The organism is Micromonospora sp. NPDC049171 (genome assembly GCF_040648275.1).
Lineage (GTDB): Bacteria > Actinomycetota > Actinomycetes > Mycobacteriales > Micromonosporaceae > Micromonospora.
The window spans coordinates 1-18,926 of sequence record NZ_JBEZDJ010000047.1; the positions used below are offsets into that span (position 1 = coordinate 1).

An 18,926-nucleotide genomic window follows, 5' to 3' on the forward strand; every position below is an offset into this window, starting at 1 on the left:
CTCCCCCACCCCCCACCCCCGCCCCCGGTGATCATGGAGTTATTGCCACTCGCGTCGGCGTGTCGTGGCAATAACTCCATGATCAACGCGGCGGGGTGGGGGTGGGGTGGGGGGTGCGCCAGCGGGAGAGGGCCAGGGTGGCGGAGTAGCCGGCCAGGACGATCACGTGGAACAGGTAGAGCCACAGGAGCACGGCCACGCCGGCGCCGATGTCGTCGAAGCCGCCGAAGGGCACGCCCAGGTCCAGCGGGAGCGAGGCGAAGAGCACGAAGCCGTGCAGGAAACCGGAGAGGTTCGCCGCGGTGAACGACCCGATGCCGAGGGTGGAGAGCCAGTCCGGTGAGGCCGGCCCGACGACCCGGAACACCCACACCAGCACCGGCGTGAGCACCAGCCAGACCGCCAGGAACGACAGCACCACACCGAGCACGCCGAGCCAACCACCCTGGCGTACGAGGCGGGTGGTCAGCGGCAGCGCCAGCAGGATCGACAGCAGCAGGGCGGGTGCCGGGGCGAGCAGGGGCAGCAGCAGGAGCCGGCCCCGCCAGCCGATCAGGTGCTCGTCGGAGCGGGGGGCGGCAACCGAGACGAACGCCCGACGCAGGCCCTCGCCGTACAGCGAGGCGGGCAGCAGGGAGGCCAGCGCCAGCAACGGGGTCAACCCCACCCCGGCCTCGACCAGCGCCTCCACCGCCCGAGGCGCGCCGATCGCGGTGGGCAGCGCCTCCACGGCGTACGAGGTGAGTCGGCGGACCCGGTCGGCCCCGGCCACCAGTGCGGTGAGCCAGATCGCCAGCAGGGCCACCGGCACCACGGCGATCGCGCCGTAGAAGGTGATCGCGGCGGCGTGCAGCGACAGGTCCCGGCCGCGCACCGGACGGAACGCGGCACTGGTGATCCGTTTCGTGCGCTGCCATCCGTTGCCCATCGGGTCCTCCTTCCCTGTCGTCGGGGCCGTCACTCCCTAAGATCGCCGGTCATGACTGTTCTCACCACCGAACGCCTGATCCTGCGCGATTGGACCGACGATCCGGCCGATCTGGCCCGGATCTACGACATCTACTCTCGTCCGGATATCACCCGCTGGCTGGCCGTGTCGCCGGGTCTGCCGATGACCGATCCGGCCCAGGCCGTCGAACGGTTGCAGATCTGGCGCGACCGGCACGCCGACGACGGCGGCCGGTACGGCACCTGGGCGATCGAGGTACGCGACACCGGCCAGGTGGCGGGCACGGCGCTGCTCAAGCCGCTGCCGGGAACGCCCGAGACGCAGCTCACCTCGGACATCGAGACGGGCTGGCACCTGCACCCGGATTCGTGGGGTCACGGCTACGCGACCGAGGCGGCCCGTGCGCTCACGGCGCGGGAGCTCGCCACCGGTACCCCGGAGATCTACGCGCTCGTGTCGCCGGGCAATGATCCGTCGATGGCGGTCTGCCGGCGACTCGGCATGACGCACGTGGGCCGGCGCACCGACTGGTACGGCGGCGAGGAGCTGGAGACCTTCGTCCTGGCGGCACCGACCGCCTGAACACCAGGGCGCGCCTGTGCCCGCGCGGCGAGAGGGCCGGCGCGTCGAGAAGCCTGATGCCGGTGAGTCATCTTGATGACTCACCGGCATCACTCATGTGCCGAGGACCGCGCCACCCACGGTGGCCGCGACAGCCCCGCAGGGCACGCACGGCCATAAATAGTCACGTCGGTCGAAGTGTTGACGCTCCCGTAGCACGTCAGTAATCTTTGGCCAAAGTCTCGCAAGATCTCGACAAACGTGTGCAGGATTTCTTGCATACCCTCGGAAGATTCAACGGGCCTCCTGGAGAGGCCCGTTGATGGTCGTCCCCACCGCCGCACCCCCACCCCCGTGGTCAAGCCGCCGCGGCAACCGTCCCCGACGACAAGGACAGTGATGAGACGAACGAATCTGTTCAGGATGGTGGCGGCGACAGCCGCGGCCACGCTGATGGCCACGGCGGGGGCGACAGCCCTCGCGAACCCGGCGAGCGCCGGTCGCGCCGGTGCCTCGAACGCCGCCCGCCCCGCCGACCCGGCAGCCGCACCGGGCAGCGGCTTCGCCGCGGCGGCCACCAATCTCGCGCAGGGCCGCCCCACCCAGGAGAGCGGCCACGCCGACGTCTACGACTCGTCGAAGGTCGTCGACGGCAACGCGGGCAGCTACTGGGAGAGCGTCAACAACGCGTTCCCGCAGTGGGTGCAGGTCGATCTCGGCTCGTCGCAGAACATCAACCAGGTCGTGCTGAGGCTGCCGACCTCCGGTTGGGGGACCCGGACGCAGACGCTGAGCGTGCGAGGCAGCACCAACGGTTCGTCCTTCACCGATCTGGTCGGGTCGCAGACCTACACCTTCAACCCGGCGAGCGGCAACGCCGTCACGATCAACGTCAGCTCGACCTCCACCCGGTACGTCCGGATCACCATCACCGCCAACAGCGGCTGGCCGGCCGGGCAGCTCTCCGAGCTGGAGGTGTACGGCAGCGGCGGCACCACCCCGGACACCACCGCGCCGAGCGTTCCGGGCAACCTCTCCTACACCCAGTCGGGCACCACCATCGGCCTCACCTGGGTCGCGTCCACCGACAACGCGGGCGGCAGCGGCATCGCCGGCTACGACGTCTACCGCAACGGCGCGTTCCTCCAGTCCATCGGCAACGTGACCACCTTCAACGACACCCAGCCGGCGACGGCCACCGTGTCCTACTACGTCCGGGCGCGCGACGCCGCGGGCAACCTCTCCGGCAACAGCAACACGGTGACCCGTACCGGCAGTGGTGACACCACCGCGCCGAGCACCCCGGGGACGCTGTCGCAGAGCACGTCGGGCAGCACGATCACGCTCACCTGGGGCGCGTCCACCGACTCCGGTGGCAGCGGGCTGGCCGGCTACAACGTCTACCGGGGCGGCAACCTGATCGCCACGCTGGGCACCGTCCTCACCTACCAGGACACCCAACCGGCGACCGCGACAGTGTCCTACTATGTTCGCGCCCGGGACGGCGCCGGCAACCTGTCCGGCAACAGCAACACCGTCACCCGGACCGGCAGCAACCCGCCGGCCTGCACCAACGTGGCATCGGGCAAGGCCATGACGGCGAGCGGCTCGACCTTCAGCTTCACCCCGGACAAGGCGAACGACGGGCAGCTCGGCACCTACTGGGAGGGCGCGGCGAGCTACCCCCAGCACCTGACAGTGGCGCTCGGTGCGAACCACTCCATCTCCGGCGTCACCGTCAAGCTGAACCCGGACTCGTCGTGGGGCACCCGTACCCAGACCATCCAGGTCCTCGGCCGCGACCAGGCGTCGTCGGCGTACACCAGTCTGGTGTCGGCGGCGGCCTACCAGTTCGTGCAGGGCACCAACGCGGTGAGCATCCCGGTCAGCGCGACCACCGCGGACGTGCAGTTGCGGTTCACCGGCAACACCGGCGCGCCGTCCGGCCAGGTGGCCGAGCTTGAGGTGTGCGGCACGCCGGCGCCCAACCCGGACCTGGTGGTCAGCTCGGTGACCTGGTCGCCGACGTCGCCCAGCGAGGTCTCCCCGGTCACGCTCTCGGCCGTGGTGCAGAACATCGGCTCGGCGGCCGCCGGTGCCACCACCGTGAACTTCAGCCTGGCCGGCGCGGTCGTCGGCAGCGCCACTGTGGGCACGCTCGGCGCGGGCGCGTCGACCACCGTGTCGGTCAACGCGGGGACCCGGCCGATGGGCAGCTACGCCGTCACGGCGGTGGTCGACCCGACCAACACGATCGTCGAGCAGAACAACGGCAACAACAGCTTCACCGCCGCGTCGCCGCTGGTGGTCGCGCAGGCCCCGGGGCCTGACCTGCAGGTGCTCAGCATCGCCTCGAACCCGCCGAACCCGGCCGTGGGGGCGTCCGTCACCTTCACCGTGACGGTCCGCAACCGGGGCACCACCGCGACCGGCGCGACAACCGTCACCCGGCTGGTGGCGGGCAGCACCACGCTCAACACCACCACCGCCTCGATCGCGGCCGGCGCGACGGTCACCGTGGCCGTCACCGGCAGTTGGACCGCCACCAGTGGCGGGGCCACCATCACCGCCACCGCCGACGCCACGAACGCGGTCACCGAGACCAACGAGACCAACAACGCGTTCAGCCAGTCGATCGTGGTCGGGCGCGGGGCGGCCGTACCGTACGTCTCCTACGAGGCGGAGGCCGGCCGTTACCAGGGCACGCTGCTGGAGCCGGACGCGCTGCGCACCTTCGGGCACACCAACTTCGCCAGCGAGTCCTCCGGCCGCAAGTCGGTGCGGCTGAACAGCACCGGCCAGTTCGTCGAGTTCACCTCGGCCAACCAGGCCAACTCCATAGTGGTGCGCAACTCCATCCCGGACGCCCCTGGTGGCGGTGGCATCGAGGCGACCATCAGCCTCTACGTCAACGACGTGTTCTCCCGCAAGCTGACCCTGTCGTCGCGGCACAGCTGGCTCTACGGCAACACCGACGGGCCGGAGGCGCTGACCAACACCCCGCAGGCCGACGCCCGACGGCTCTTCGACGAGTCGAACGCGCTGCTGGCGCAGTCGTACCCGGCCGGCACCCGCTTCAAGTTGCAGCGCGACTCGGGTGACACCGCCTCGTTCTACGTCATCGACATGATCGACCTGGAGCAGGTGGCACCGGCGGCGAGCCAACCGGCCGGCTGCACCTCGATCACGTCGTACGGTGCGGTCCCGAACGACGGGCTCGACGACACCGCCGCCATTCAGCGGGCGGTGACCGACGACCAGAACGGCGTCATCGGCTGCGTCTGGATCCCCGCCGGGCAGTGGCGGCAGGAGCAGAAGATCCTGACCGACGACCCACAGAACCGGGGTACGCACAACCAGGTCGGCATCAGCAACGTCACCATCCGGGGTGCCGGCATGTGGCACTCGCAGCTCTACACGCTCACCGAGCCGCAGAACGTGGTGGGCGGAATCAACCACCCGCACGAGGGCAACTTCGGCTTCGACATCGACAAGAACACCCAGATCTCCGACATCGCCATCTTCGGCTCGGGCCGGATCCGGGGCGGTGACGGCAACGCCGAGGGCGGTGTCGGTCTGAACGGTCGCTTCGGTACCGGCACGAAGATCAGCAACGTGTGGATCGAGCACGCCAACGTGGGTGTCTGGGTGGGTCGCGACTACGACAACATCCCCGACCTGTGGGGGCCGGCCGACGGGCTGGAGTTCACCGGGATGCGGATCCGCAACACGTATGCCGACGGCATCAACTTCAGCAACGGCACGCGCAACTCGCGGGTGTTCAACTCGTCGTTCCGCACCACCGGCGACGACGCCCTGGCCGTCTGGGCCAACCCGTACGTCAAGGACCGCAGCGTCGACATCGCCCACGACAACCACTTCGTCAACAACACCATCCAGTTGCCCTGGCGGGCCAACGGCATCGCCATCTACGGCGGCTACGACAACTCGATCGAGAACAACCTGATCTACGACACCGCCAACTACCCGGGCATCATGCTGGCGACCGACCACGACCCGCTGCCGTTCTCCGGCACGACGCTGATCGCCAACAACGGCCTCTACCGCACCGGCGGCGCGTTCTGGAACGAGGACCAGGAGTTCGGTGCCATCACCCTCTTCCCGGCCACCCGGGACATCGTCGGCGTCACCATCCGCGACACCGACATCGTCGACTCCACGTTCGACGGCATCCAGTTCAAGAACGGCGGCGGCAACATGCCGAACGTCGCCATCACCAACGTGCGGATCGACAGGTCGAACAACGGCGCCGGCATCCTCGCCATGAGCGGCGCACGGGGCAACGCCAACCTGACGAACGTGACAATCACCAACTCGGCCGACGGCAACATCGTCATCCAGCCGGGCTCGCAGTTCGTCATCACTCCCTGATCCACACGCTTTCCAGGAAGTCGGGGTGTCCGCGGGCTGCGGACACCCCGACTTTCGTGCTGGGCACTGCGGCGCAGGGTCCGTCGTGGCCGTCGCGCCGCCGGCAGCGGCCAGCACCGTCGAGCGCGGCGTCACAGAACACTCGGGTACGCAGAAACTGCGCGTCCTCCTCGCTCAGCGTGATCTCGCCGAAGTCGAGAACGCCGAGGTGGCCGAGCGAGTCGCGGAGCGCCACGGCCAGGGCGGTGGCCCCGCTCGCGCCACTCGTCCATCGAGATCTTGGAAGATTCCGGCCCCGGGAGGGGCGCTTTCCCTCCAAGATCTGTCGCAGGTCCGGGTCGCTGTAGATTCCGGTGCCGGCCCTCGCGCGTCGGCGGCATGGCCCCGGCTGGCGGCGCGTCTTGCCACCCCCGGCCCATCGATCAGGGCCAGTACGGCTCGTGAGTCACTTGGGTGTCGGACTGGGTGTGCGATGACGCACAACTGGGGCGGCGGTGGCTAGGCTGACCTGAGCAGAATGTCCCGCTGAGGGGGTGAGCCCGGATGGCCCAGGCAGCGTTCGCGCCGGAGCCGGCGCCGCAGCACACCGAGCCGTCGTTCGACGTGCTGCGGTGGCACGACGAGCCGTGGACCGCGCAGCTCGCCCTCGACCTGTTGCCGGAGAGCAACGGCCCCAAGGTTGAGGTCCTGAGCGGAAGCGTGATCGTGACACCACATGCGGGAATCGATCACCAGTCGGTCGAGCGGGAGTTGCCGTATGTGCTGCACCGTGCTGCCCGGAAGGCCGGATTCTGGGTCTATCCGGAGATCAACGTGATCTCCGGGCATGATCTTTTCATCCCGGACATCGCTGTGCTGCGCAACTCGGGCGGTGGCCGCACGACTGTTCCCATCGCCGAGGCGGTGCTGCTCGGGGAGATCGTTTCCCCAGGTAACCGACGCAAGGACGTGATCGACAGGCCCCGGGAGTACGCGGCCGTCGGAGTGCCGTTCTTCCTCCGGGTGGACCTTCGCAACCGGGTGCCGACCATCGCCCTGTTCGAGTTGGTCGACGGTGAATACCGCCCGTTGGCCGCCGCTGCGGCGGGAAGCACCTTCGCGATGCGGGAGCCGTTCGAGTTCGCCATCGACCCGGCCGAACTGCTCGACGAGGAGGCATCGCCGGCCGCAACCACCGGTGACTCGGCTGACGACCTCGCTTGATCGACACGGCTTTCAGGAAAACGGGGTGTCCGGGTGCCGGGGATAGCCCGACTTCCTGAAAGCCGAGTCGATCATTGCCGGTCGCCGCCGGGTGGGGCGGAAGGTGCGGGCGGGGAGGGCTGAGGCTCCCAGCGGGCGTTCAGTGACGGTGGGGGAGAATGGCCGCGTGACTTCCCCCCGTGACCTCGTCCTGCTCGGGTCCACCGGTTCGATCGGTACGCAGGCCATCGACATCGTCCGGCGCAACCCGGACCGGTTCCGGGTGGTCGCCGTGGGTGCGGGCGGCGGCAACGTCGAGTTGCTCGCCACGCAGGCCCTGGAGTTGGGCGTCGAGGCGGTCGGGGTGGCCAAGGCGTCCGCCGCGCAGGATCTGCAACTCGCGTTCTACGCCGAGGCGAGCCGGCGCGGCTGGGCCACCGGCGACTTCAAGCTTCCCAAGATCGTGGCCGGGCCGGACGCCATGACCGAGCTGGCCCAGTGGCCCTGCGACATCGTGCTCAACGGGGTGGTCGGCTCGCTGGGCCTCGCTCCTACGCTGGCCGCGCTGCGTGGTGGTCGTACCCTCGCGTTGGCCAACAAGGAGTCGCTGGTTGCCGGCGGCCCCCTGGTCAGGGGCGCGGTGACGCGGCCGGGGCAGATCGTGCCCGTCGACTCGGAGCACTCGGCGCTGGCCCAGTGCCTGCGGTCCGGGTCGCGTGGCGAGGTGCGCCGGTTGATCGTCACGGCCAGCGGCGGCCCGTTCCGGGGTCGGCGGCGCGACGAGTTGACGCAGGTCACACCGGAGCAGGCGCTCGCACACCCGACGTGGAACATGGGGCCGGTCGTCACGATCAACTCGGCGACCATGGTCAACAAGGCGCTTGAGGTGATCGAGGCGCACGAGTTGTTCGACGTGCCGTACGCCGACATCACCGTGATGGTGCACCCGCAGTCGGTGATCCACTCGATGGTCGAGTTCGTCGACGGGTCGACGATCGCCCAGGCCAGCCCACCGGACATGCGGCTGCCCATCGCGCTCGGCATCGGCTGGCCGGACCGGGTGCCCGAGGCGGCCACGGCGGTCGACTGGACGGCGGCGCACACCTGGGAGTTCGCGCCGCTCGACGACGAGGCGTTCCCGGCGGTCGCGCTGGCCAAGGCCGCGGGGGAGGCCGGGCGCTGCCGCCCGGCGATCTACAACGCGGCGAACGAGGAGTGCGTGGCGGCGTTCGTGGCGGGCCGACTGCCGTTCCTCGGCATCGTCGACACCCTCGAACGCGTGTTGGAGGAGGCCCCGGACTTCGACGAACCAGGTACCGTCGAGGACGTGCTCGCGGCCGAGTCGTGGGCACGCGCGCACGCGCAGGAGATCATCGCGGGTTCGGTGGAGGGAGCTTGATGTCGTACCTGCTCGGGGTGGTCCTCTTCGCCCTGGCCATCCTCATCTCGGTGAGCCTGCACGAGGCTGGTCACCTGCTGACCGCCAAGGCGTTCGGGATGAAGGTCACCAAGTTCTTCGTCGGCTTCGGTCCCACCGTCTGGTCGTTCCGGCGGGGGGAGACCGAGTACGGCCTCAAGGGCATCCCCCTCGGCGGCTTCTGCAAGATCGTGGGAATGACCCCGCAGGACGACGACGTCGAGCCGGGCGACGAGTCGCGGGTGATGTGGCGCTACCCGGTGTGGAAGCGGACGATCGTGATGGCCGCCGGGTCGATCACGCACTTCGCGCTCGCCCTGATCACGATCTGGATCCTCGCCGTCTCCGCCGGCCTGCCCAACCCGGACTTCCCGACCACCGACGCGCAGGCCCGCCAGGAGCCCGCCGTCATCCGGCTCAGCGAGTGCGTGGTGCCGGAAAACTCGCTGCGGGCGTGCACCCCCGCCGACGCGGCCAGCCCGGCCGCCCAGGCGCAACTGCGCGACGGTGACCGGATCACCTCGATCAACGGCAGGACGATCGGCAACTACGGCGACCTGCTCACCACCCTGCGCGCGCTCAAGCCAGGGGAGACCGCGCAGATCCAGTACGTCCGCGACGGACAGCCGGGCACCGCCAGCACGGTGCTCGCGCAGACCCAGCGTCCGCCGCTGGACGACCCGAACGGCGCCGCCGCGCCGGTGGCCGCGCTCGGCGTCGGGCTCGTCCCCAGCACGCCCACCCGCGTGACGTACGGCCCGGTCGGCGCCTTCGGGGCCACCGCCGACTTCACCGGCCAACTGGCCGTCGGCACCGTGCAGGCGTTGCAACGCCTCCCGCAGAAGGTCCCCGCCCTGTGGACCGCCCTCACCGGCGGCGAACGGGACGTCGACACCCCGATCAGCGTGGTCGGCGCCAGCCGACTCGGCGGCGAGGCGGTGGAGAACAACGCCTGGCTGGTCTTCTTCATGCTCTTCGTGTCACTGAACTTCTTCATCGGCGTGTTCAACCTGCTGCCGCTGCTCCCGGTGGACGGCGGCCACATCGCCATCGCCTGGTTCGAACGCGCCCGCTCCTGGCTCTACGCGCGGATCGGCCGGACCGACCCCGGCCGGGTGGACTACCTCAAACTGATGCCCTTCACGTACGCGGTGATCCTGATCGGTGGCGCGTTCACGCTGCTGACCATCGCCGCGGACGTCGTCAACCCCATCACGCTCTTCTCAAGGTGAGTGCCTGAAGTGACAGCTATCAGTCTCGGTATGCCCGCCGTGCCGCCCCCGCCGCTCGCTCCCCGTCGGGCCAGCCGCCAGATCATGGTCGGTTCGGTGCCGGTCGGTGGTGGTGCTCCGGTGTCCGTGCAGTCGATGACCACGACCCTCACCTCCGACATCAACGCCACGCTCCAGCAGATCGCCGAGCTGACCGCGTCCGGCTGCCAGATCGTCCGGGTGGCGGTGCCGTCCCAGGACGACGTCGAGGCGCTGCCCGCGATCGCCAAGAAGTCGCAGATCCCGGTGATCGCGGACATCCACTTCCAGCCCAAGTACGTCTTCGCCGCGATCGACGCCGGCTGCGCGGCCGTCCGGGTCAACCCGGGCAACATCCGCCAGTTCGACGACAAGGTCAAGGAGATCGCCCGTGCCGCGGGGGCGGCGGGGGTGCCGATCCGGATCGGCGTCAACGCCGGCTCACTGGACAAGCGCCTGCTCAGCAAGTACGGCAAGGCCACCGCCGAGGCGCTCGTCGAGTCGGCGCTGTGGGAGTGCTCGCTGTTCGAGGAGCACGGCTTCCGCGACATCAAGATCTCGGTCAAGCACAACGACCCGGTCGTGATGATCCGCGCCTACCGGCAGCTCGCCGAGCAGTGCGACTACCCGCTGCACCTCGGCGTCACCGAGGCCGGTCCGGCCTTCCAGGGCACCATCAAGTCGGCGGTCGCCTTCGGCGCCCTGCTCGCCGAGGGGATCGGCGACACCATCCGGGTGTCGCTGTCCGCCCCGCCGGTCGAGGAGATCAAGGTCGGCAACCAGATCCTGGAGTCGCTGGGCCTGCGCGAGCGCGGCCTGGAGATCGTCTCCTGCCCGTCCTGCGGACGCGCCCAGGTGGACGTCTACAAGCTCGCCGAGGAGGTCACCGCCGGCCTGGAAGGGCTGCCGGTGCCGCTGCGGGTCGCCGTGATGGGCTGCGTCGTCAACGGTCCCGGCGAGGCCCGGGAGGCCGACCTCGGCGTCGCCTCCGGCAACGGCAAGGGCCAGATCTTCGTCAAGGGCAAGGTCGTCAAGACGGTGCCCGAGGCGCAGATCGTGGAGACGCTTATCGAGGAGGCGCTGCGGATCGCCGACGAGATGGGCGCCGAGCTGCCCGAGGAGCTGCGCGGGCTGATCAGCGGCCCGACGGTCACCGTGCACTGAGTTCCCGTTCCGCACGCGACAGCGGCCGTTCCCCGGGTGGGGAACGGCCGCTGTGTGTTCCTGGTCTTTTCGCGCTGTGGCGTCACTCGGATTCGGCGAGGATCGCGTACAGCTTGCGCCGCGTCTCGTCGAGCACCTGGGCGGCCCGCTCACGCTGGTCGTCGGTGCCGTTCATCATCACCTGGCGCAGGGCGTTCATCGCCTGCGCGCCGGAGTCGCGGATGTCGTGCCAACTGGTCACGGTGCCCTGGGCGACGTCCGCCCACGCCGGGGCCTGCGCGGCCTCGGTGGCCTCGGCCTGACCGGCCTCGGTGACCGTGAACCGCTTCCGCCCGCCGCCGGACTCCTCGGTGCTGGCGACGATCACACCCTCGTCCTCCAGCAGCTGAAGGGTGGGGTAGATCGACCCCGGGCTCGGCCGCCACGCTCCACCGGTGCGGGAGTCGATCTCCTGGATCATCTCGTAGCCGTGCATCGGACGCTCGGTGAGCAGCGCCAACACGGCGGCTCGGACGTTGGGGCGTCGTCCTCGGCCACGGCCACGGCCCCGACCGCCCCAGGGGCCGCCGTGTCCGTGCCCGTGCGGACCGGGCGGGACCGGCGGGAAGCCGAACCCCCGCATCCGGGCCTCGTGCAGCGGGTGGTGCTCGCGATGGAACCTCATCGGGTTCTCCTTCATCTCGTACTGTCGCTGATGCATCAACGATATATCGGCAATGCGTCGCCGACAAGTCTTCGGTTGCCCCCGGTGCGGCGGTCCTGCTCGCCGGCCTTGTCACTCGGCCGGCGGGGCCGGGGGTCGATCTGGCAGGCTGGTAGTCGTGCTGACGGTGCCGGTACGCCAACTGGGGGAATCGGAGCGCCGCGCGGTCGAGCGACTACTCGACCATGACCCGTTCGCGGGCGCGCAGGTCGCTGAGCGGATCGCCGCGCGCGGCCTGTCCTGGTGGAGGGCCGAGGGCCGGATCCTGGGGTACGGCGCGCGGCGCAACCTGGAATCGCTGTGCTGGCTCGGCGGCAACCTCACGCCGGTGCTGGCGAGCGACGCCGCGGTGGCCGCCTTCGCCGACCTGCTCGCGGGCGAGGAGCGGCTCTGCTCCTCCATCGTCGGCCGAGCCGATGCCGTGCTCGGGCTGTGGGACCGGCTCTCCGACACCTGGGGGCCGGCACGAGACGTTCGCCCCAACCAGCCACTGCTGGCCGCCGACGCCCTGCCACCCGTACCGGCCGACCCGGAGGTCCGCCAGGTCCGCTCCGGCGAGGTCGACCTGCTCTTCCCGGCCGCGGTGGCCATGTACACCGAGGAAGTCGGCGTCTCCCCGCTCGCCGAGGACGCCGGGCGCAGCTACCGTCGGCGGGTCAACGACCTGGTCCGGGCCGGTCGGGCGTACGCCCGCTTCGTCGACGGCAAGGTCGTGTTCAAGGCCGAGTTGGCCGTCGTCACCAAGCGGACGGCACAGGTCCAGGGCGTCTGGGTGGCACCGGAGTGGCGGGGCCGGGGGATCGCGACGGCCGCCATGGCCGCCGTGGTCCGCGACGCGCTGCTGCGGGTCGCCCCCACGGTCAGCCTGTACGTCAACGACTTCAACCTGCCGGCCCGCCGGGTCTACGAGCGCTGCGGCTTCCAGCCGATCGGCACCCTGGCCACCGTCCTCTTCTGACCGCTGCGTCTCGCGGGTCGCGGGTGGGGTTCGGGGGTGGCTGACGCCCTGCTCAGGGGCGGAAATTCGGTTGAATCTGGGCGTTGGCGCCGGCAGGCTGAAGTCTCCGCCACCCCACCTCCGGAGGACCTTCCATGCGCCTGCTCCGTGATCTGTGGGGCACCTCGACCCGTCGAATGACGACCGTGGCGGTCCTGATCGTGCTCGGCGCCGCCGGTCAGGCGGGCGCGTCGGCGCTGGCCGGCGCCGTGCTGGTGCACCGCTCGGCCGGCTTCTTCGCCGTGCTGGCCGCGGCGCTGGTCGCCGTGGTTCTCAGCGACCTCGCGGTGAGCCTGCTGATGGCCGGGGTGACCGCCGACTGGTCCGCCCACGTGCGCCGCCGGCTCTGCCGGGTCGCTCTCGGGCAGGACCTGCCCACCCTGGAGACCACCCCGGTGGGCGAGTTGCTGGACCGGATCGACGGGGACGTCTACCAGGTGGCGTCGGCGATCCGTAACCAGGGCACCCGGCTCGCCCAGGGGCTCTGCGTCGGCCTGCTGTCGATGGTCGTCGCGTTGTTCGTGTGGTGGCCGGCCGGGGTCGCGATGCTGCTGCTCACGGTGGTGCTCGCGGCCGGTCTGCGCGGGCCGACGGCGCGGATCGCCCCGGCCCGGATGGCCGAGGAGGAGGCGTGGTCCGACCTGGCCGCGGTGATGGAGGAGGCGGTGCACGGCCAGGACGACGTACGGACCAGCCTGGCCCGACCGTACGTGTTGCGGTTGTACGCCCGGCGGGCCGCCGCCGTGCTGTCCCGGGGCGGTCTGGTCTGGGTGTTGTCCGCCCGGGTGGCCGCGGCCGCCACCGCGACGATCCGGGGTGGCATCGGCGTGGTGGTGCTCGGCGGGGCGTGGGCGTTGGCCACCGCCCGGATCGACGCCGCCCGGCTCACCGCCATCTGGCTGCTCGCCCTGGCCTTCGGGGCCACCGCCGAGCACGTCAGCCGGATGGTGCCGGAGATCCAGGAGGCTCTCGGCGCGTGGGCCCGGGTGCGGTTGCTGCACAAGGCTCGGCAGGAGCCCGTCGGCGGCGCCAGCCCGACCGAGGGTGACCTGCGCATCCGGGACCTGACCTTCGAGTACCAGGTGAGCGGATCGGAGAACGACCGGGCCGCCGCGCTGCGTGGGCTCAGCCTCACCTTCGCGCGCGGCCGCTCGTACGCGCTGATCGGGCGGACCGGTTCGGGCAAGTCGACGCTGGCGAAGGTGCTGACCAGGGCGGTCGACGTGCCGCCGGGCACGGTCTTCCTCGGCGGCACCGACCTGTGCGACCTCGACGTCGAGCAGTTGCGCCGCTGGGTGGCGCTGGTGCCGCAGCGTACGGAGATCCTGGCCGGCACCCTCGCGGAGAACGTCGCGCTCTACGACCCGGAGTTGCTCGACGCCGCGGCCCGAGCACTTGACGAGCTGGGCCTGGCCGGCTGGATCGCCGAGCTGCCGGACGGGCTGGCGACCCGGCTGGGGGAGGGTGGGCACGTGCTCTCCGCCGGGCAGGAGCAGCTTGTGGCGTTCGCCCGGATCCTGGTCCGTGACCCGCACGTGGTGATCCTCGACGAGGCCACCGCGCGTCTGGATCCCGTCACCGAGGCTCGGGTGCAGCGGGCCACCGAACGACTGCTGCGCGACCGGATCGGCATCGTCATCGCCCACCGCCTCTCCTCGGTGCGTCGCTGTGACGAGGTGGTGGTGCTGGCCGACGGCGCGGTGGTCGAGGCCGGCCCGCTGGAGACGTCGACACGCTTCGCCGAACTGCTGGCGACCAGTCACGCCGCCGCGTACGCCGCGGTGGCACCGAACGGCCGCACCGGCACCGGCACCGACCTGCTGGTCGGCCCCGACCTGGCCGCCGCCTGGCCGGGCGGCCCGCCGACAGCCGGCGACTCCGACCTGGCCGGCGCCTGGCCGGGCGGCCCGTCGAATGCCGCCGACTCCGACCTGGCCGGCGCGTGGCCGGGCGGCCCGGCGACCACACCGATCGGGCCGACGCGGACCGAACCGCCACCGCTGCCGCCCGTCCCGCCGGCCCGGACGCTGCGGGAGATCGTCCGACTGTGCACCAACGATCCCCGGTACGGGATGGCCGCGATCGGGCTGTTCCTCGGGCTCAGCCTGCTGGGGCTGGACGGCCCGGTGCTGCCCTGGCTCTGGGCCGACCTGGTCGACGGCACCGGCAACCCGTACCTGCCCGCGGCCGGGATCGTGGCCGGGCTGCTGGTCACCCTGCCGTTGCCGTACTACACCCACGTCTGGTTCCCGCAGTGGTGGGTGCGGCAGATGCTGCGGATCGGCCTGCGCCTGGTGCACGGCCAGACCGGGCCGCGCCGGGTCAGCTCGCACACCCCGGCCGAGGTGGTGGCGCAGGGCGGCGACACCGAGCGGGTGGTCCAACTCGCCGACAACGTGCTGGACCAGAGCGTCGCGCTGGTCCTGGTGGTCGCCATGACGGCGGTCACCGGCAGCGTCGTACCGGGGCTGTTCTTCCTCGGCACGATGGTCGTCTCCGGGCTGGCCGCGACGCTGTTCGGGCCGAAACTCGAACGTGCGGCCCAGGCGACGGTGACGGCGCGGGCGGCCTTCGCCACGGCGCTGGTCTCGGCGCTCTCCGCGGCGCGGACGGTGAAGCTCGCCGGCGCGACCACTGCGGTGCTGCGCCACCTGGCGGGCCTGGACGTGCTGCGCAGCGACCGGCAGCGGCGGGAGATCTCGGTGCAGGTGTGGGCGCGTTCCACGCCGTCGATGGCCAGTGGGCTGTTGCCGATCGGCGCGTGGGCGCTCTACCTGGGCGGCTCACTCTCCGCCGGTGCGGTGCTGGTGGCCGTCTCCACGCTGGGGGCGGCGCGCTGGTTCGCCTGGACGACGGCGTCGTTGATCTCGCAGTTGCCCTCGGCGCGGGTGTGGACCCGGCGCACGACGGCGATGACCGGGGTGAGCGCGTACTCCGCGGGGGTTCCGGCTGTCGACCTGGCCGCCGGGACGGCGCCCGCGCCGACGCCCGCGCCGCGGCATCCGCTGCGCCGGCTGGAGCTGCGTGGCTTCGGAGTGGTGCACTCCGACGGTACGGTGGCCGTCCGCGAGGTGGACCTGACCGTGCAGCGGGGGCAGTTGGTGCTTGTCGTCGGGCCGGTGGGTTCGGGCAAGTCCTCGTTGCTGCGGGCGCTGGCCGGGATCGTGCACCACACCGGCGAGCTGACCTGGAACGGCGACCCGGTCACCGAGCCGGAGCTGTTCCTGCGGCCCAACCAGGTCGGCTACGTCGGCCAGTTGCCCCGGGTGCTCTCCGGCACGGTGGCCGACAACATCGCGCTGGGCCACCAGGTGGACGCGGCCGGCGCGGTCAGCACCGCCCAGCTCGACCACGACCTGGCCGCCGCCGGCGGTGGGCTGGGTCTGCTCATCGGGCACAAGGGCACCCGGCTCTCCGGCGGGCAGTTGCAGCGGTTGGCGCTGGCTCGGGCGCTGGCACCGCGTACCGAACTGTTGGTCGCAGACGACGTGTCGTCGGCGCTCGACGTCACCACGGAGCTGGCGTTGTGGCAGGCGTTGCGCGAACGCGGGGTGACGGTGGTCGGCTCGACCGCGAAGCGTGCCGCGCTGGTCCGCGCCGACCACGTGGTGGTGTTGCTCGGCGGCACGGTGGCCGCCCAGGGCACCTGGCAGGACCTGGAGGGCGACTGGTCGCACCTGGCGGGCTGATGCCTCGGACGGCGGCAGCGCGGGCTGATGCCTCGGACGGCTGCCGGAAACGGCAGCCGTCCGAGGCGGCGGGATCAGGCGCGGGCGTACTGCGCGGGCCCGCTGTGGACGACGCCGAGCTTGGCGGCGGCCCGGCGCGGCCAGTACGGGTCGCGCAGCAACTCCCGGCCGAGCAGCACCAGGTCGGCCTCGCCGCCGGCCACGATCTGCTCGGCGTGCTCGGGCTCCACGATCAGGCCCACCGCGCCGGTCGGCACGCCGGCCTCGCGGCGGATCTGGGCGGCCAGCGGCACCTGGTAGCCGGGGCCGAGCGTGATGCGCTGGTCCGGGCTCACCCCGCCGGAGGAGGCGTCGACCAGGTCCACGCCGACGCCGGCCAGCTCGCCGGCGAGCACCACGCTGTCCTCGATCGTCCAGCCGCCCTCGACCCAGTCGGTGGCGGAGATCCGGGTGAGCACCGGCACGTCCTCGCCGACCGCGGCGCGCACCGCGCGGGCCACCTCCAGGGTGAGTCGCATCCGGGCGGACCGGTCGCCGCCGTAGCCGTCGGTGCGGTGGTTGGTCAGCGGGGAGAGGAACTCGTTGAGCAGGTAGCCGTGCGCGGCGTGGATCTCCACGGCGGCGAAGCCGGCGGCCAGCGCGCGTTCGGCTCCGGCGGCGAACGCGTCGACCACGCCGGCGATGCCGGCCTCGTCCAGGGCGGTCGGCGTCCGGTAGCCGGCGGTGAACGGCTCCGCACCGGGGGCGACGGGCGTCCAGCCGCCCTCGGCGTCCGGCACGCCGCCGCGTTCCGGCGCCCACGGGCGGTAGGTGGAGGCCTTGAACCCGGCGTGTGCGAGCTGCACGGCCGGCACCGCGCCGTGTGCGGCGACGAACGCGGTCACCGGCCGCCAGGCGTCCACGTGCGCGCCGGACCACAGCCCGGTGTCCTGCGGGCTGATCCGCCCCTCGGGGAGTACGGCGGTCGCCTCGGTCAGCACCAGGCCGGCGCCGCCGACGGCGCGACTGCCGAGATGGACCAGGTGCCAGTCGGTGGGCAGACCATCCGGGCCGGCGGAGTACTGACACATGGGCGCCATGGCGATCCGGTTGGGCAGGGTGACGGCGCGCAGGGCCAGGGGAGTGAACAGGGAGCTCATGGGGTCATCCTCTCGAAGACGGCGACCGGCCCCTCCGGGGAGGGGCCGGTCGCCGTCGGTGTGCTGTGGTCAGGCGGGAACGGGGGTCAGCTCGGGGCGGGTCTCCGCGACCGGCTCCGGGTCGGTCAGGTCGCGTCGACCGGCGGACTCGTACGCGGCCCGGTCCAGGGTGCCCTCGCGGGCGGCGACCACGGTCGGCACCAGGGCCTGCCCGGCCACGTTGGTGGCGGTGCGGATCATGTCCAGGATCGGGTCGATGGCCAGCAGCAGGCCGGCACCCGCCAGCGGCAGACCCAGCGTGCTGAGGGTCAGGGTGAGCATCACGATCGCGCCGGTCAGGCCGGCGGTGGCCGCCGAACCGACCACCGAGACGAACGCGATCAGCAGGTAGTCGCCGACGCCGAGGTGCACGCCGAAGACCTGCGCCACGAAGATCGCGGCGAGTGCCGGGTAGATGGCGGCGCAGCCGTCCATCTTCGTGGTCGCGCCGAACGGCACCGCGAACGAGGCGTACTCGCGGGGCACGCCGAGGCGCTCGACGGAACGCTGGGTCACCGGCATGGTGCCGACCGAGGAGCGGGACACGAAGGCCAGCTCGATCGCCGGCCAGGCGCCGGCGAAGAAACGCAGCGGGTTGAGGCGGCCGGCGAGGATCAGCACCAGCGGGTAGACCACGAACAGCACGATGGCGCAGCCGACGTAGACGGCGGTGGTGAACTTCGCGAGGGGTGCCAGCAGGTCCCAGCCGTACGAGGCGACGGCGTTGCCGATCAGGCCGAGGGTGCCGATCGGGGCGAGCCGAATGACCCACCAGAGCGCCTTCTGGACGATCTCCAGCAGGGAGCGGTTCAGCGCCACGAACGGTTCGGCGGCCTCGCCGACCAGCAGGGCCGCGGCGCCGATGACGACGGCGAGGAAGACGATCTGCAGGACGTTGCCCTCGACGAACGCGCCGACCGGGTTGGTGGGCACGATGCCGGTGAGGAAGTCGGTCCACGAGCCGGTCTTCTTCGGCGCCGTGGCGCCACCCAGGTCGAGGGTCACGCCCTTGCCCGGGTTGGTGAGCAGGCCGAGGCCGATGCCGATGCTCACCGCGATCAGCGCGGTGATGCCGAACCACATCAGGGTCTTGAGGGCGAGCCGGGCGGCGTTGGCCACGCCGCGCAGGCTGACCACGCTGACCACGATGGCGGTGAAGACCAGCGGCGGTACGGCGAGCTTGAGCAGTTGGACGAAGAGGCTGCCGACGGTGTGCAGGGTGCTGGTCAGCCAGCTCAGGTCGTTGCTGCGGGCAACGAAACCGAGCACGACGCCGAGCACGAGGCCGAGCAGAATCTGCACGGAGAAGGGAATCTTGCGCAGGCTGAAGGGCATGAGGAATCTATCCAATTGTCCGGTCTGATCAGGGCGGGCGTGGGAACGCGGCTAACCCGGACAGATGCCACTGGCCTGTAGTCGGAGATCGACATACAGGCGGACAGTG

The 18,926-nt window shown here is 71.2% G+C and carries 13 protein-coding genes; 8 read left to right on the top strand and 5 right to left on the bottom strand.

Annotated elements, in window-relative coordinates:
- Positions 1–82: 82 nt before the first annotated feature.
- A complete protein-coding gene (locus AB0B14_RS35445) occupies positions 83–928 on the bottom strand; it encodes a YhjD/YihY/BrkB family envelope integrity protein (RefSeq protein WP_357526466.1) in 846 nt (281 codons plus the stop codon).
- A 51-nt stretch (positions 929–979) separates the two neighbouring features.
- Between AB0B14_RS35445 and AB0B14_RS35450 the strand changes: the two genes are divergently transcribed.
- Together AB0B14_RS35450 and AB0B14_RS35455 are read left to right on the top strand one after the other, a co-directional pair.
- Positions 980–1,531 (top strand): GNAT family N-acetyltransferase, encoded by a 552-nt coding sequence (locus AB0B14_RS35450; RefSeq protein WP_357073250.1) that lies wholly within the window; start codon positions 980–982, stop codon positions 1,529–1,531.
- Between the two features lie 378 nt (positions 1,532–1,909).
- Complete coding sequence (locus AB0B14_RS35455) at positions 1,910–5,902, top strand: CARDB domain-containing protein (protein WP_357526468.1); 3,993 nt, start codon at positions 1,910–1,912, stop codon at positions 5,900–5,902.
- Here the strand turns inward: AB0B14_RS35455 and AB0B14_RS35460 are convergent.
- Positions 5,892–6,137: a hypothetical protein gene (locus AB0B14_RS35460; RefSeq protein WP_357073293.1), complete on the bottom strand. Its 246-nt coding sequence runs from the start codon at positions 6,135–6,137 to the stop codon at positions 5,892–5,894. The two genes, AB0B14_RS35455 and AB0B14_RS35460, sit on opposite strands and share 11 nt — an antisense overlap.
- A 308-nt stretch (positions 6,138–6,445) precedes the next feature.
- Here AB0B14_RS35460 and AB0B14_RS35465 point away from each other — a divergent pair, with 308 nt between their 5' ends.
- From AB0B14_RS35465 to ispG, 4 genes are all read left to right on the top strand, one after another.
- Positions 6,446–7,105: a Uma2 family endonuclease gene (locus AB0B14_RS35465; RefSeq protein WP_357526469.1), complete on the top strand. Its 660-nt coding sequence runs from the start codon at positions 6,446–6,448 to the stop codon at positions 7,103–7,105.
- Positions 7,106–7,271: 166 nt separating this feature from the next.
- On the top strand, positions 7,272–8,483 hold the full coding sequence (gene dxr, locus AB0B14_RS35470) for a 1-deoxy-D-xylulose-5-phosphate reductoisomerase (RefSeq protein WP_357073241.1): 1,212 nt from the start codon (positions 7,272–7,274) through the stop codon (positions 8,481–8,483).
- The gene (locus tag AB0B14_RS35475; RefSeq protein WP_357073238.1) at positions 8,483–9,733 is read left to right on the top strand and encodes a site-2 protease family protein; all 1,251 of its coding nucleotides are present in this window, start codon (positions 8,483–8,485) and stop codon (positions 9,731–9,733) included. The genes dxr and AB0B14_RS35475 overlap by 1 nt, the downstream gene beginning before the upstream one ends.
- 9 nt (positions 9,734–9,742) lie before the next feature.
- Complete coding sequence (ispG, locus tag AB0B14_RS35480) at positions 9,743–10,915, top strand: flavodoxin-dependent (E)-4-hydroxy-3-methylbut-2-enyl-diphosphate synthase (RefSeq protein ID WP_357073235.1); 1,173 nt, start codon at positions 9,743–9,745, stop codon at positions 10,913–10,915.
- Positions 10,916–10,997: 82 nt separating this feature from the next.
- Here ispG and AB0B14_RS35485 read toward each other — a convergent pair whose 3' ends face one another.
- Positions 10,998–11,579: a PadR family transcriptional regulator gene (locus AB0B14_RS35485; RefSeq protein ID WP_357073232.1), complete on the bottom strand. Its 582-nt coding sequence runs from the start codon at positions 11,577–11,579 to the stop codon at positions 10,998–11,000.
- Positions 11,580–11,736: 157 nt separating this feature from the next.
- Between AB0B14_RS35485 and AB0B14_RS35490 the strand changes: the two genes are divergently transcribed.
- Positions 11,737–12,576 carry a GNAT family N-acetyltransferase gene (locus tag AB0B14_RS35490; RefSeq protein ID WP_357073229.1) on the top strand — a complete coding sequence of 280 codons (840 nt, stop codon included), beginning with the start codon at positions 11,737–11,739 and terminating at the stop codon, positions 12,574–12,576.
- A 134-nt stretch (positions 12,577–12,710) separates the two neighbouring features.
- Positions 12,711–16,304, top strand: a complete 3,594-nt coding sequence (locus AB0B14_RS35495; RefSeq protein WP_357526471.1) for an ABC transporter ATP-binding protein — start codon at positions 12,711–12,713, stop codon at positions 16,302–16,304.
- Between the two features lie 74 nt (positions 16,305–16,378).
- Here the strand turns inward: AB0B14_RS35495 and AB0B14_RS35500 are convergent, their stop codons facing one another.
- Both AB0B14_RS35500 and AB0B14_RS35505 read right to left on the bottom strand, forming a co-directional pair.
- The gene (locus tag AB0B14_RS35500) at positions 16,379–17,443 is read right to left on the bottom strand and encodes an NADH:flavin oxidoreductase/NADH oxidase (RefSeq protein ID WP_357073222.1); all 1,065 of its coding nucleotides are present in this window, start codon (positions 17,441–17,443) and stop codon (positions 16,379–16,381) included.
- A gap of 69 nt (positions 17,444–17,512) precedes the next feature.
- Positions 17,513–18,805 carry a dicarboxylate/amino acid:cation symporter gene (locus tag AB0B14_RS35505; RefSeq protein ID WP_357073291.1) on the bottom strand — a complete coding sequence of 431 codons (1,293 nt, stop codon included), beginning with the start codon at positions 18,803–18,805 and terminating at the stop codon, positions 17,513–17,515.
- Between the last annotated feature and the right edge of the window lie 121 nt (positions 18,806–18,926).

Excerpts from the sequence above, each read along its gene's own strand:
- AB0B14_RS35450 (WP_357073250.1), top strand. The coding sequence starts at position 980 with ATGACTGTTCTCACCACCGAACGCCTGATCCTGCGCGATTGGACCGAC.
- AB0B14_RS35500 (WP_357073222.1), bottom strand. The coding sequence starts at position 17,443 with ATGAGCTCCCTGTTCACTCCCCTGGCCCTGCGCGCCGTCACCCTGCCC.
- AB0B14_RS35495 (WP_357526471.1), top strand. The coding sequence starts at position 12,711 with ATGCGCCTGCTCCGTGATCTGTGGGGCACCTCGACCCGTCGAATGACG.
- AB0B14_RS35445 (WP_357526466.1), bottom strand. The coding sequence starts at position 928 with ATGGGCAACGGATGGCAGCGCACGAAACGGATCACCAGTGCCGCGTTC.
- AB0B14_RS35475 (WP_357073238.1), top strand. The coding sequence starts at position 8,483 with ATGTCGTACCTGCTCGGGGTGGTCCTCTTCGCCCTGGCCATCCTCATC.
- AB0B14_RS35485 (WP_357073232.1), bottom strand. The coding sequence starts at position 11,579 with ATGAGGTTCCATCGCGAGCACCACCCGCTGCACGAGGCCCGGATGCGG.
- AB0B14_RS35455 (WP_357526468.1), top strand. The coding sequence starts at position 1,910 with ATGAGACGAACGAATCTGTTCAGGATGGTGGCGGCGACAGCCGCGGCC.
- AB0B14_RS35465 (WP_357526469.1), top strand. The coding sequence starts at position 6,446 with ATGGCCCAGGCAGCGTTCGCGCCGGAGCCGGCGCCGCAGCACACCGAG.